The 14,549-nt window shown below is 41.4% G+C and carries 11 protein-coding genes and 2 rRNA genes (1 of these 13 cut by a window edge); 3 read left to right on the top strand and 10 right to left on the bottom strand.

Annotation, left to right across the window (positions count from 1 at the left end; all coding sequences use genetic code 11):
- Positions 1-1,138 (top strand): 23S ribosomal RNA (locus tag AC3KZC_RS00365); it begins 1,749 nt to the left of the window's first position.
- 182 nt (positions 1,139-1,320) lie between these two features.
- Positions 1,321-1,435: ribosomal RNA gene (rrf, locus tag AC3KZC_RS00370) — 5S ribosomal RNA — on the top strand.
- Positions 1,436-1,505: 70 nt separating this feature from the next.
- Here rrf and AC3KZC_RS00375 read toward each other — a convergent pair.
- A complete protein-coding gene (locus tag AC3KZC_RS00375) occupies positions 1,506-2,339 on the bottom strand; it encodes a CZB domain-containing protein (RefSeq protein WP_490580031.1) in 834 nt (277 codons plus the stop codon).
- A gap of 151 nt (positions 2,340-2,490) precedes the next feature.
- Between AC3KZC_RS00375 and AC3KZC_RS00380 the strand changes: the two genes are divergently transcribed.
- The gene (locus tag AC3KZC_RS00380) at positions 2,491-3,627 is read left to right on the top strand and encodes a PA0049 C-terminal domain-containing protein (RefSeq protein ID WP_490580032.1); all 1,137 of its coding nucleotides are present in this window, start codon (positions 2,491-2,493) and stop codon (positions 3,625-3,627) included.
- Here AC3KZC_RS00380 and AC3KZC_RS00385 read toward each other — a convergent pair.
- The 9 genes from AC3KZC_RS00385 to lysA all read right to left on the bottom strand — a co-directional run bounded on the left by AC3KZC_RS00385 (position 3,624) and on the right by lysA (position 14,547).
- Positions 3,624-4,631: an ABC transporter substrate-binding protein gene (locus AC3KZC_RS00385; protein ID WP_490580033.1), complete on the bottom strand. Its 1,008-nt coding sequence runs from the start codon at positions 4,629-4,631 to the stop codon at positions 3,624-3,626. The two genes, AC3KZC_RS00380 and AC3KZC_RS00385, sit on opposite strands and share 4 nt — an antisense overlap.
- A gap of 94 nt (positions 4,632-4,725) precedes the next feature.
- Positions 4,726-6,837 carry a GNAT family N-acetyltransferase gene (locus tag AC3KZC_RS00390; RefSeq protein ID WP_490580034.1) on the bottom strand — a complete coding sequence of 704 codons (2,112 nt, stop codon included), beginning with the start codon at positions 6,835-6,837 and terminating at the stop codon, positions 4,726-4,728.
- On the bottom strand, positions 6,798-8,963 hold the full coding sequence (uvrD, locus tag AC3KZC_RS00395) for a DNA helicase II (RefSeq protein ID WP_490580035.1): 2,166 nt from the start codon (positions 8,961-8,963) through the stop codon (positions 6,798-6,800). The genes AC3KZC_RS00390 and uvrD overlap by 40 nt, the downstream gene beginning before the upstream one ends.
- A gap of 104 nt (positions 8,964-9,067) precedes the next feature.
- On the bottom strand, positions 9,068-10,021 hold the full coding sequence (locus tag AC3KZC_RS00400; protein ID WP_490580036.1) for a chemotaxis protein CheV: 954 nt from the start codon (positions 10,019-10,021) through the stop codon (positions 9,068-9,070).
- A 165-nt stretch (positions 10,022-10,186) separates the two neighbouring features.
- The gene (locus AC3KZC_RS00405) at positions 10,187-10,891 is read right to left on the bottom strand and encodes an HAD-IA family hydrolase (protein WP_490580037.1); all 705 of its coding nucleotides are present in this window, start codon (positions 10,889-10,891) and stop codon (positions 10,187-10,189) included.
- 26 nt (positions 10,892-10,917) lie between these two features.
- Positions 10,918-11,835 carry a tyrosine recombinase XerC gene (gene xerC, locus AC3KZC_RS00410; RefSeq protein WP_490580038.1) on the bottom strand — a complete coding sequence of 306 codons (918 nt, stop codon included), beginning with the start codon at positions 11,833-11,835 and terminating at the stop codon, positions 10,918-10,920.
- Positions 11,832-12,443 carry a DUF484 family protein gene (locus AC3KZC_RS00415; RefSeq protein WP_490580039.1) on the bottom strand — a complete coding sequence of 204 codons (612 nt, stop codon included), beginning with the start codon at positions 12,441-12,443 and terminating at the stop codon, positions 11,832-11,834. The genes xerC and AC3KZC_RS00415 overlap by 4 nt, the downstream gene beginning before the upstream one ends.
- Complete coding sequence (gene dapF, locus AC3KZC_RS00420) at positions 12,440-13,270, bottom strand: diaminopimelate epimerase (protein ID WP_490580040.1); 831 nt, start codon at positions 13,268-13,270, stop codon at positions 12,440-12,442. The genes AC3KZC_RS00415 and dapF overlap by 4 nt, the downstream gene beginning before the upstream one ends.
- A 26-nt stretch (positions 13,271-13,296) precedes the next feature.
- Positions 13,297-14,547: a diaminopimelate decarboxylase gene (gene lysA, locus AC3KZC_RS00425; protein ID WP_490580041.1), complete on the bottom strand. Its 1,251-nt coding sequence runs from the start codon at positions 14,545-14,547 to the stop codon at positions 13,297-13,299.
- Positions 14,548-14,549 lie beyond the last annotated feature (2 nt).

Below are 14,549 nucleotides of genomic sequence, written 5' to 3' on the forward strand. Positions count from 1 at the left end.
TGGAACTGTTTATTAAAAACACAGCACTGTGCAAAATCGCAAGATGACGTATACGGTGTGACGCCTGCCCGGTGCCGGAAGGTTAATTGATGGGGTTAGCGGCAACGCGAAGCTCTTGATCGAAGCCCCGGTAAACGGCGGCCGTAACTATAACGGTCCTAAGGTAGCGAAATTCCTTGTCGGGTAAGTTCCGACCTGCACGAATGGCGTAATCATGGCCACGCTGTCTCCACCCGAGACTCAGTGAAATTGAATTTGCGGTGAAGATGCCGTATACCCGCGGCTAGACGGAAAGACCCCGTGAACCTTTACTATAGCTTGGCACTGAACATTGAACCTACATGTGTAGGATAGGTGGGAGACTTAGAAGCAGGAACGCTAGTTCTTGTGGAGTCGTCCTTGAAATACCACCCTTGTAGTTTTGATGTTCTAACGTAGGTCCCTAATCGGGATTGCGGACAGTGCCTGGTGGGTAGTTTGACTGGGGCGGTCTCCTCCTAAAGAGTAACGGAGGAGCACGAAGGTTTGCTAAGTACGGTCGGACATCGTACGGTTAGTGTAATGGTAGAAGCAAGCTTAACTGCGAGACGGACAAGTCGAGCAGGTACGAAAGTAGGTCATAGTGATCCGGTGGTTCTGAATGGAAGGGCCATCGCTCAACGGATAAAAGGTACTCCGGGGATAACAGGCTGATACCGCCCAAGAGTTCATATCGACGGCGGTGTTTGGCACCTCGATGTCGGCTCATCACATCCTGGGGCTGAAGTCGGTCCCAAGGGTATGGCTGTTCGCCATTTAAAGTGGTACGCGAGCTGGGTTTAGAACGTCGTGAGACAGTTCGGTCCCTATCTGCCGTGGGCGTTTGAGAATTGAGAGGGGTTGCTCCTAGTACGAGAGGACCGGAGTGAACGAACCGCTGGTGTTCGGGTTGTCATGCCAATGGCACTGCCCGGTAGCTACGTTCGGAATCGATAAGCGCTGAAAGCATCTAAGCGCGAAGCGAGCCTCGAGATGAGTTCTCACTAGAGCTATAAGCTCTCTGAAGGGCCGTTGGAGACTACAACGTTGATAGGTTGGGTGTGGAAGCGCTGTGAGGCGTTAAGCTAACCAATACTAATTACCCGTGAGGCTTAACCATACAACGCCAAAGTGGTTTGTATGAAGCACTGATGAATAGCAAGAAGTTAGATAGCACTGAAGTAGACAAATTGAATATCAGCCTTCCGAATTTATGGTTCTGAATTTATCAACACCTTCCATGGCGTTGACCCTAACGGGCCGCACTAAAGTGCGTTAAATTTTGTTCCAGACAAAATTTTGCTTGGTGACAATAGCGTTTTGGACCCACCTGATCCCATTCCGAACTCAGTAGTGAAACGAAACAGCGCCGATGGTAGTGTGGGGTTACCCATGTGAGAGTAGGACATCGCCAGGCTCCTAATAAGAGAAACCCGTTGCAGCAATGCAGCGGGTTTTTTGCTTTTTGTGATTTATAAAATAAGTGTTTAATTGATTGTTTCAGGTGATTGTTGAGATTCAAGAAGAGGCTTGAAAATAGCGCTAGAATCGATAATAACACTGTGATATTTATCCATTTTTATTAGTCCCCGCATCATATTGCGAGTTTGTGGATCGATATCAAAACCGATGCTTGTAAGCTTGTCTAGTGGCTTTATGTCTGAGGCGTCAACACTTACGCTATCTTCAACCTTATCTACCAATAGGCCGATATGTGGGCTTTGCCCATCTTTTGTAGTGAAAATAATAATTGGCTTATAATCCAGTACGACTTGTTCTCTAGCAGATTCAAATAATCTGAGCAGCAAAGTAAAAGTTGTCCGCTTTTCAGTCGCGAGAATTTCTTGGGCTTGTTTTTTATGTCCTTGCTTAGCCATGTTTAGTAATGAATCAGCTAATGCGTGAATTTTTTTATGCGGTTCATCAAATCGGTTGAGAATGGAGCGTAAGTCTTCATTATCTGTTTTGAAATTATCATACCATTTTCCAAAAGCACATTGATGGGGGTCTCGTGATAAGGAAAAAGGAGTGTTGTTTTCAATACTATTTTCTAACTCTTTAAACCAATCAAGATGATCTTTTTCTCTATTTTGAAGTAATTCAGCTAAATTAGCGTTGCTAACATGGGTCGATTCATTGTTTAAGATGAGTCCTAAATCAAAAATTGGTGTTGGTACACCCATATAATCTTTCACACCAATAAAGCTTTTATTATTGTTAGGCAGAGCAGTGAGATTATTTTCGAAGCGTTCGGTAAGTAAAATATCCAATATTTTTAATGCGATAGTTTTTTGACCAACTTTAAAATTGATAAAGTCCATTAGTCCCTCGTTGGATTCACTTTTGTTATTGCTAAAGCATAGAACAACCTTTTAAATCTGCTTTAAAAATTGCATGTTTTTAATGTGTTGAATTAACATTACTCACAAAAACCTTTAATCTAGTCATTACGTTATTATTTGAGCCAAATTAATGAAAAAATTTTCAATAGCTCTGAGCTTATTATTTGTTGCTAATACCCTAAATGCTTCAATTTTAACTATTGAAGAGCAACGAATAAACAAAGCGCTCCACGCTTTACCTCATTTGAATAGTAAAATAGAAGCATCTGATCAAAAAGTGCAAAGCATTTTGTCTGAATCCAATTACAGTGCAATACGACAAAAGTTACATTATTTTGGTGAGTCCTTGTGGCAAGAAGAGGTGAAGAGCGTACAGCAAGGCCGTTTAGATGATCGAGACCTTTACTGGCAGCGTTTAAGTGTCGTTAAGGCAATTAAACTAAAGAACAAGGCATTTAACCAAGCCGAGCTCACTAGTTTGATAGAGGTATTTGAGAGTAGCAGCCGTGGCCGCACTGAGTTGTCATTTACAGAACCAACAATGAAAAAAATACTGCTTACAGGTTTTGATCCTTTTTTATTGGATAAAAACATTGCACAAAGTAATCCTTCAGGCATTGCGGCATTGTTACTTGATGGTCAGGTCATTGAATATAACGGTATCAAGGCGCAAATTAATACTTTGATGGTTCCTGTTCGCTATCAAGATTTTGATGATGGTGAGATAGAGTCAATTTTAGCCCCATTTTACGCGCTAAATAATGTTGATTTGATTGCGACCATTTCGATGGGTCGATCGGACTTTGATTTAGAGCATTTTCCTGGCCGTCGTCGCAGTGTAACAGCGGCAGATAACTTGAATGTATTGACGGGAGCAACCCCTGTTTCGCCTATTATTCCAATGTTGGCGGGTCAAGTTTTATCTGGGCCTGAGTTTGTGCAATTTAGTTTGCCTTATCATGCCATGCAGCAGGCAAAAGGAGATTATAAAATCAACGATAACCGTAAGGTGCAAACGTTAACTAAAACATTTTCAGCAAAACAGCTTAATGAACTTAGAAATGACATTGCGGTAGAGGGCGGTGGTGGCGGTTACTTATCAAATGAGATTTCTTATCGTAGTATCAGGCTAAGAAATTTATTAGGTTCAACAATTCCAACGGGGCATATTCATACTCCACGAATCATTGAATTTGATGAAAAAGCGAATCAAGCTGTAATGAATCAAATTGTTGAAATGTTGAAACAATCATTAACTCAAATTTAGTTTTTGATCGACGAAAATACTTGGTTTAACCCTTGACCTGTTTGAGGGTTAAACTCAATGACTAAGTCATTAAGGCTAAGTTTTTCAGTTTTTAACGTGGTCAATAAACATTGTCGCGTGAGGTTTTCGCCGCATTTATTGGCCGCTTCAATAAAGAGCCAAGCACTTAAATAGCCTTCAAAACTAATATGATTTAAAGCATCTTCTTTACTTTTTTTCATATCGCTGCGAAATGAGAGGCAAGCTTTAATCGAGCAGGTATTAGGGTTCGGAACTACTTCTGTAACCAATACGTGACTTTTGTATTTGAGTTTTTTAAAAAGATCGTCACTTGAAGCAAATGAAACAGTAGTAAATACCGGCTTAAAATTTCTCTCGTAGCTCGAATTTATCAGTTCACTCAAAGGTTCAGCCGTTCCTACTAGCACAACTGATTCTACGTTGTGTTTTATTAATATTGTCAGTGCGTGCTCGATATCGGATGTATTGCGCCTAAAGCGTGTGATGACAGCGGGTTTAATATTGAGGGCTTTGAGAATTATGTTAATTTCTTTTTCTATGGTTAATCCAAATTCATCAGCTTGAATTAAAAGACCTATATTGTTAACTTTTTGTTCATTTAATAAGTAATTAACCTGAAACTGCATTTCTTGGTGATAGCTAGCCCTTAAATTATAAGTGTTTACTTGTTCTGGTTGTCGTAAAAATTCAGCACCGGTCATTGGCATTAAATATGGGATTTGGCTATTTTCAAGTAGCGCTAAAATTGCATGTGAGGTGGGGGTACCTACATAGCCAAAAAGTGCAAAAACATTATTATTGAAAATCAGTGAGCGGGTATTTTCGACTGTTTGTAACGGTTCATAACCATCATCTAGACTGAGTAATTCGATTTTTCGGCCATTCACACCACCTTGTTCATTGATCTTATTAAAATAAGTTAATGCGCCAAGTCTAAATTGTTGCCCTAATTTTGCTGCTGGGCCGCTTTGTGCATTTGACATGCCAATTGTTATCCTATTTTCACTAACGCCTTGTTCAGCCTGAGTTAATAGGCTTAAAAACAAAAGTATTATGTAGTGAGAGTAGTATTTCAAATTAGCCTTCAAGGTAGGTTGACCATTCTAAAAGAGCATGCTTTATCGCTGCCTCTAATTTTTTATTACCGCCAAAGTTTAAAACTGATTCAATCTGTTGTGAAGTTTGATTTTGTAATATTAGCCTAGTTAACAAAAGTTGCGACTTCTCTGAGCAGCTTTTTAATGCATTAGGTTGCTGCCACATTACGCGCCAACAACAAGGAAAAGAATAGGCTATTTGCTGCGTATTGTTACTTAGCAACGTTATGTCGGTAAGATCTTCTTTGCTCGACTGCTGGGTAGGTAACTGGTTGAGTAATGCTATGAGTAGCTTTGGGTTGATGATATGAAGGTAATGCAAACTGCCCAGAGGTAAATCACGATTAAATCGTTCAATTAAGAGGCTTATTTGTGGCTTTAATTTAGTGAGTGGTTTGAGCATGATGCAAGCATGTTCGGCACTGACTCCATCTTTTTTAAATCCAATTTTTACTGCTTTATATCCCTGGTTCTGCCAAAAATGTATTAAAGAAGGGTGTGCACCAAAGCTGGCGCCGATACTGGTAATATTTCTAGCCATTTGTTGTTCAATAAATGCTAATAGCTGCTGGCCTATTTGTTTATTTTGAAAATGTGGATGAACTGCAATACGAACAATACGTGCTAAAGACTCAGTTAAAAAGCACTGCTGCTGTTGAATTTGAGCAATAGATTGTGCAAGAAGGTGGCCTTGCGGTCTTCGTTTTCCTGCAATAATTGCTTTGCTCAGCTCAATGCTCAGCGAGCCTTCAATGGCGACAAGGGCGGTAGCAATGACTTCGTTTAGATGTGTCACTATAAAAATACGAGTGTTTGCAGCATCGAGTAGATGGCGAAAGTCGTTTGCTGAGGTTTGGTAATGCGCAAGGACTAATAAAGAGAAAACTTGTTGCAAGAGATGCTCATCATCGTATAGAGCTAGTTGAGTGACTTCTTTAAACTGCAAAGGCTCAGTTAATTTAGTTAAAGCTGTGCAGTTAGATTCTAAACCTAATAATTTATTGATTGTTTGTTCAAGAGGGTCTTGGTTTGCAAAACGAATGGGTTCGTCTAAGTGAATAAAGCGACTATCAGGAAAGTGCTGTTTTAAATAGGGGTGAAATCGTAAGGTAAAACCACGACCCATTCCCTCGTAACCATGAATAGTGGTAGCAAATATAATTCGATTAAATTGATTTAGCAGTGCTATTAACATTGGCACAGGCAAAGATGCAGCCTCATCTACAAATAAAATATCGGCTTTGATTGGTTGGCTCAACAGCTGATCTGGTGGAATATAGCAAAAATTAGTCAGTATGTTTTGCCCAGCTTTATAATCAGAAAATGTGAGACTTGCAAAGTGGCTAAATGCGCTTTCAACAGCCCTGCGTTGGCTTGCTGTAATGACAATTTTTTTACCTTGTGCGACTAATTGAGCTGCGGCAATGCCCAGAGCGGATGATTTCCCTCGGCCTCTATCTGCTGTCAGCAGTAAGGGTCTATTTGCCCGACCTAGACTTTGTTTAATGATCCGCTCAATCGCACCTTTCTGTTGATGGGTCTCTATTTGGCAAGGATTTGGTGTAATAAGAGGTATTGTTAAACCTAGGTGCTGATCAAGTTGAATGTGCGTTAGATGAGTTAAGTGTTTGGCAAGGCGTTTATTAAAATAGCTGTATTGATTAAGCTGCTCAGCAGATTGATAGGCATAAAAGTTGGGATCTTTAAAATCATCGAGTTGTTTATAATTAGGCAGGATTAAAATAAGCAAGCCACCCGCTTTTACTGTGCCACTGAGGGCTGCCAGTTTGTCGGGGCTAATCCCTGAAAAACCATCATATACTGCAAAATCAAATTCTTGCCCTAATATTTGATGGGTGTGTTCAGGCCACTGTGCAGCAGCTAGCTCATCATGTGTACTTAACACAAGTTGCTTACCAATCAAGCGAGGTAATAAGGCATTAACTTGCTGATAGCCCCAAAGTTGCTCACCACTGATAACCAGCAGTTGTCGGTGCCGGTTTTGTTTTAACTGAGCTAGGTAAGGGCTTAGCTTGTTAAGCTCAGTCATATTTATAGGCTCTGTAGGCGAGCATAAGCTGTTACCAGCCATTTGGTTCCTACATCGTCAAAAGCTACTTGAATGCGTGATTGCGGGCCTGTGCCTTCGTAATTAAGTACCGTGCCTTCACCAAACTTAGTGTGTAATACGCGTTGACCTAAATTAAAGCCGGTATCTTCAAATGCAGCATGGCTCATGGTTGCACTGAAGCGATTGCTTGCTTGTGGTCGAGTGACCTGAGTTCTAATTCTGATTTCTTCAACACAGGCTTCTGGAATTTCTCGTAAAAAACGCGAAGGGCTGTGGTATTTTTCTTGGCCATATAAGCGGCGTGTTTCTGCGTGGCTAATGTAGAGTTTCTCCATTGCGCGAGTCATGCCTACATAACAAAGGCGGCGCTCTTCTTCAAGGCGACCCGATTCTTCGTTACTTTGCTGAGAAGGGAACATCCCCTCTTCAACACCTGCCATAAACACTAACGGGAATTCAAGGCCTTTTGCTGAGTGGAGGGTCATCATTTGCACTGCATCCTCATGCTCTTCGGCTTGACCCTCACCTGATTCAAGCGCGGTATACGATAAGAAGCCAGTTAATGGTGATGCAAATTCCTCTTCGTTTGGCAGTTCAAACTGACTACAGGCGTTAATGAGTTCTTCTAAATTTTCAATCCGAGCTTGGCCTTTTTCACCTTTTTCAGCTTGGTACATCGCCATCAAACCTGTGGTGTGAATTGCTTGTTTGGCTTGCTCTTCGAGCGTTAAGTCAAGGCTGACTTTTTCGACTTTCTCGATAAGTTCAATAAAGCTATTAACAGCATTCGCAGCGCGACCTGCTAAATGTTTGTGCTCGATTAATGCTTTTGCTGCATACCAAAGCGGAATCGATTCGTTACGTGCACAGTCGCGTATTAAACTTAAGGTGCGTTCCCCAATGCCACGGGTGGGGGTATTTATGACCCGTTCAAATGCGGCATCATCTTGGCGATTACTGATTAAACGTAAATACGAAAGTGCATCTTTGATTTCTTGGCGTTCAAAAAATCGCATGCCACCGTAAATGCGGTATTTAAGCCCTTCTTGCAGTAATGCTTCTTCTAAAATACGTGATTGGGCATTATTACGATATAAAATAGCGGCATCTTGTAAAGCGTTACCTGCATTGAGCCAAGTCTTGATTTTACCAACAATAAAACGTGCTTCATCGAGTTCGTTGTAGGCAGCATAAATAGAGATTGGTTCACCTTCGCTGCCTTCGGTCCAAAGGCTTTTGCCCATACGCTCTGAGTTATTAGCTATTAATGCATTGGCAGCGGTTAATATGGTGCTGGTTGAGCGGTAATTTTGCTCAAGCCGAATGGTTTGCGCATCAAAGTCAGTTAAAAATCGACGAATATTTTCGATTTTAGCACCGCGCCAGCCATAAATACTTTGATCATCATCCCCCACGATCATCACATTTCCACCTGTGCCAGCAATCAGTTTTAACCACGCATATTGGATAGTATTGGTATCTTGGAACTCGTCAACCAACATGTGTGGGAAACGTTGCTGATAATGACGTAGCAGCGTAGGATTATTTTTCAGTAACTCATAACAGCGCAGTAAAATTTCAGCAAAATCAACTAAACCTGCACGGTCGCACGCATCTTGATAGGCGGCATAAACATTTAAAAACATTTGCTCGTTTACATCATATGCTTTGATATCTTTAGGGCGAAGCGCTTCGTCTTTTTTGGCGCTGATGTACCATGAGATTTGCTTTGGCGGCCATTTTTTCTCATCGATGTTCATCGCTTTGAGTAAGCGGCGGATCATTCTAATTTGGTCGTCGGAATCAAGAATTTGAAATGCTTCAGGTAAATGTGCTTCTCGATGATGGGCACGTAAAATGCGATGTGATAGGCCATGAAATGTGCCAATCCACATGCCGCCAGCAGATGTTTTAAGGGTTTCTTCAACCCGAGAGCGCATCTCTTTGGCTGCTTTATTGGTAAAGGTTACAGCAAAAATACTATAAGGAGAGGCATTTTCAACTTGCATAAGCCATGCAATGCGATGAACTAACACTCGTGTTTTACCTGAGCCCGCGCCCGCTAAAACCAACATATTTTGAAGTGGTGCGGCAACAGCATCACGCTGTTTATCATTTAAACCATCAAGTAATTCAGAGACGTCCATCAGTTGACCTTTTTCAATGCTAATGGCGCCAGTATAACAGGAGTTTTCATTCGGCTAAATAAAATACTGTTTGTATGAACAGTTATGTTGTGTGTTAAACACACTTATTTTTTAGTTGATGCTAACGTGTCTTTGAGGCGATCTTGTACCGTTTCAACTAATCGGTCAGGTTGAAATTTAGATAAAAACGCATTACATCCGACTTTTTCGACCATCGCTTGATTAAAGCTACCGCTTAAAGAGGTATTTAATACTACATATAAGTTTTTCAATTTAGGGTGATTGCGAATTTCATAGGTGAGACGATACCCATCCATCACGGGCATTTCAGCGTCAGTAATGACCATTAAAAACTCTTTTTCGACATCGATACCTTCATCAGACCAAGATTTTAGAAGCTCATAGGCTTCTTGGCCGTTTTGAGTTGGAATAATTTCTATGCCGAGTTGCGATAAAGTATCCCTTACTTGACGACGTGCGGTAGGTGAATCATCGGCATGTAAAATTTTGCGGCCGACAAATTGGTTAACCATGTCGGGATCTAAAATACCCGCTGAAATTTCGACTTTGTATTCGACAATTTCAGCCAAGACTTTTTCAACATCAATAATTTCAACTAATTGTTGGGTGCCATTACGTTCTAATTTTGTTAGAGCCGTTAAGTAGTGATTTTTCCCAACGGTGCTGGGTGGCGGCATAATATTAGACCACGTCATATTGACGATTTGATCAACTTTACCCACTAAAAAGCCTTGTACAGAGCGATTGTATTCGGTGATCACCAAGTTGCAGTCATCACCATGTTCAATATGTGGTAAACCAATGGCTTGGCGCAAATCAATCACAGGAATTGACTCGTTTCGGATATTAGCAACGCCCGAAATTTTGGGGTGGGCATTGGGTAGCATATTGAGTTTTGGCAGTTTTACGACTTCTTTTACCTTAAATACATTTAAGGCAAATAGGTGGCGACTATGCAGATGGAATAAAAGAAGTTCAAGACGATTTTCACCGACTAGTTGAGTGCGTTGATTTACGCTGTCTAAAATACCTGCCATTTTATACCGCAACGATAATGCTAATTGTCTGTATAGTTTAATACTAAATACGCAAATACCTAATCAAATTGTTAATATTTAGTGATGGTTTTTATGATGACTTAAGCGATTTAATGGCTTTCAAGCGCTTAAGTCACTGCTTGGGCTGAAAATAATGGGGGATTATTATTTAATTACTAGCTGTTGCAGCTCATTGATATCTTGAATTTTGATGTGAGCTAAGCCTTTGTAATTGTATGGAGTAAATTGATTTTCTAGCCATACAGACATGCAACCTGCGTTATTGGCACCTTGGACATCTGTATCGAGACTGTCACCAACATGCAGTATATTTTCAAGGTTTAAATTAAAATGCTGCGCTGCTAGTTTAAAGAGTTCACGGTTGGGTTTTGCTTTACCATCCCGGCCTGCCATTAAAACTAAATCGAAATAGCCTTTTAAATTAAACTGTTCTACATCAACGTTTCCATTGGTAATTGCTATTATTTTAAAGCGAGTTTTTAAAGCCTTTAGTAATGCTAAAACGTTATCAGAAACAATAATATTACTTCTGGCATCGGCAAATGCTTGATAAGCCAATTGTGCATGGTGCTTTGCTTCATTTTGAGCGTATCCAGCTTGAACTAAACCAAAGTAAAGAGCATGCTGGCGCCATGATGTCACATCATCTATTAACTGAGGGAATTGTTTGGCGACTTGCTCGCGGCAGTTGTGCCAAAAGTCAGTGGTTGTTGGCCATCGTGTTAGTTGTTTTAGGTAATCGTTTTGCGCTTTTACCGCAGCGATAATAATGGGGCGATTATCATAAAGCGTATCGTCTAAATCGAAGCTAATGGCTTTAATTTCAGCTAGTTTTTTAAATATTTGCACAGAGTTAAACCTTAAAAAATGGATATTTAACGTTGTTTTTTTGCTCTTGGATGGGTGTTGTCATAGACCTTAGCAAGATGCTGGAAATCGAGATGGGTATACACTTGTGTTGCCGATAAGCTACTGTGACCGAGTAACTCTTGTACAGCACGTAAATCACCGCTTGATTCGAGCATGTGAGACGCAAATGAATGGCGTAATTTATGCGGGTGAATGGGCGTGCTTATACCTTGGTTTATTCCCCATAATTTCATCCGTGCACGCACTTGGCGTGTAGAGATCCGGCATTTTTTTTTGCTTACAAACACAGCCACTTCGTCGGGCAGGGCAAACTCCCCACGACATGTTAACCACGCTTTAAGTGCTTCAATTGCCTTAGCGCCAATGGGGAGTAGGCGCTCTTTATTGCCTTTACCTAGCACTCTAATTTCTTGTTCTCGCAAATTGATATCCGATAAGTTTGCATTTACTAACTCGCTAACCCTCAGACCTGATGAGTACATTAACTCCATCATTGCTTTATCACGAAAGCCAAAACTATCTTCTGGTGTCATTTCTAATAATTGATGCATTTGATCAACATCGAGATTCTTCGGTAATGGTTTTTGAAATTTTGGGCCTTTAATTGCTTCGGCAGGATTGTTGAGTTCGGCTTTTCTAATTTGCAGATATTTGTAAAAGCTACGTACACACGACAGTTTTAAATTAATTGTGCGAGCACTAAGCGCGCGGGCTTTTAGGCTCATGCTGTAGGCGCGTAGTTGCTCGGGTTGTACTTTAAGCCAAGTATCGGTGTTATTTTGTAAAAATGAAGCCACTTCAATGAGTTGTAAGCGGTACTGTAATAACGTGTGTGCAGAGTAGTTTTTTTCGTATTTGAGGTATTGTAAAAATACCTCAACAGGGTTTAACCAAGAGGAAGCAAGGGGGGCTTGTTCGCTCATGCCCAGCCCGATAGTTTGGTGTGCAAGGCTTTTGCAAACTCATCAATAAAAAAGCTATCGTGTGAGGGTTCAAAGTGCATTGGGTCTTTGCTGGCAAAGGCTAAAATAGCCAGTGGTGTTTGCACATCACCAATCAGATAAAGCGCCACCGATTGGCATTCATGATTAAATAATAACGCCTGTTCTTGTTGGTTGATTCTACCAAGATAGCGAGGTTGGTTCGTAAGCCGATGGGTAATGATGCTGTCAAATAGTGGGGTGTATTGCAGCAATTTACATTCACAAAGCTCTAAATTGGCACTAATCAAACTTTCTAAGTTCTCAGCTAAATCGCTAAAGTTGTCATGTAGCATTAAGTGGCGATGACATGAGCTAAACACATGGTAAATTTGCTCACTTTTACGGGCATGCGCAACTAGGTTATTCAGGTGTTGTTTTTGTTGTTCGAGTTGCTGCTGCAGTCGCTTTTGTTGGTGGCTTTGCAGGGAAATCGCCCCTGACTGATTGTGATAGAGGTTAAGTGTGTCAAGCAATTGCGGGTGTTGCACTAAAAAATCAGGATGTAATGCCAAATAATCAGCAATTTGATTGGCGTCTAATTGGCTCATAAAGCGATTTGTCCATCAAATACGTGTTCAGCAGGGCCTGTCATACGCACGCTATGGCCTTCACCTTGCCAGCGCACCTCTAAGCGGCCACCGGGTAAGTCAACTTGCACATGTGGCGCGAGTTTTTTTTGTAAAATCCCTACCACCACTGCGGCACAAGCACCGGTACCACAGGCTAATGTTTCACCTGCACCTCGTTCCCACACGCGTAACTTAATGTGTTCTGGCGAGATGATCTGCATAAAGCCAATGTTGGCTCGTTGAGGAAAACGTTCGTGATGCTCCAGTAATGGACCCAGAACATTGACGGGTGCAGTGGTGATATCATCAACTTCAACCACGCAGTGTGGATTACCCATAGAGACAGCGCCACAAAAAATAGTGTGGTCTTGCGCACGAAAAATATAGGTGTTTTCACGCTTAGTTGCTTTAAAAGGGATGGCGTGAGGTTCTAGTTTTGGTTGCCCCATGTTTACACTGACTAAGCCATCCTTTTCGATGTGCAAGGTCATATTGCCAGATTTGGTCGAAACCAAAATTTTATGACGGTTGGTGAGCCCTTTCATGCGAACAAAGCGTGCAAAACAGCGTGCGCCATTGCCACATTGCTCGACTTCAGTGCCGTCAGAATTAAAGATGCGATAATGAAAATCTAAATCGGGATCATAGGGCGCTTCAACCATTAGTAATTGGTCAAAACCGATACCAAAGTTGCGATCAGCTAGTTTTATTATTTGGTCACGTGCGATAAATACATTTTGAGTGACGTTATCTATCACCATAAAGTCATTACCTAAGCCGTGCATTTTTGAAAAGTTAACTAACATAAGAACCTTTTAAAATTCAAACCACCTTAGTTAGGTAGTTTGCTTTCTCCTTGATATAAATCAGCAATGGTTTCACGCTTTCTGATCACATGTGCGGTCGCACCATCAACCATAATTTCAGCCACTCGCGGGCGTGAATTATAATTCGAACTCATGCTAAAGCCATACGCGCCAGCGCTGCGTACGGCTAATAAATCGCCTTGTTGCAAGTTGAGGTCGCGATCTTTTCCTAAAAAGTCACCCGTCTCACATACTGGGCCAACAATGTCATAAGACGCTGTAGCGCCTGAGCGAGGCGATACAGCAATGATATTTTGCCAAGCTTGATAAAGAGATGGGCGCAGTAAATCATTCATGCCAGCATCAACAATGGCGAAGTTTTTACCTTGGTTTTGTTTTAAAAACTCAACTTGAGTCACCAAAATCCCTGCATTGGCGGCAATTGCACGGCCCGGTTCAAAAACAAGTTCAAGGTCTGAAAACTCGTTTAACCGCTCAATTAATTGACCTACATAGCTGCTTGGGTGAGGAGGCTCTTCGGCTAAATAGGCAACACCTAAACCACCACCTACATCTAAATGCTTGATATGAATATTGAGGGATTTTAATTGCTTGATAATGGCAAGTACTTTATCTAAAGCGGCCAGAAAAGGTTCAATTTCAGTGAGTTGAGAACCGATATGAAAATCAATGCCTTCAATACGAATGCCTGGCAATGTAGCAGCATGTTGATAAACGCTTACTGCACGGTGAATTTCGATGCCAAATTTGTTTTCTTTGAGCCCAGTTGAAATATACGGGTGAGTTTTAGCGTCGATATCAGGATTAACACGAATTGAAATTGGTGCCACCTTGCCAAGCTCAGTCGCGACACTTGAAATACGCTCAAGTTCTGCTTCAGACTCAACATTAAAACATTTGATGCCAAGCTCAAGTGCATAACGAATTTCGTGAGCGGTTTTTGCAACGCCTGAAAATACAACTTTGCTTGGGTCGCCACCGGCTGCAACAACACGAGCAAGCTCACCTTGCGATACAATGTCAAACCCTGAGCCTAAACGCGCTAATACATTTAGTACCGCTAAATTAGAGTTCGCTTTGACGGCATAGCACACTAAATGGCGTTGTTTTGCCGCAGCGTCAGTAAAGGCATGATAATGGCGCTCTAATGTGGCGCGTGAATAGACATAACAAGGCGTGCCAAATTGTGTCGCAATATCTTCAACGCTGACCTCTTCGGCAAACAGCTGATTGTCGCGATAGTTAAAGTGATCCATGA

The organism is Pseudoalteromonas sp. J2K-J031 (assembly GCF_058197095.2).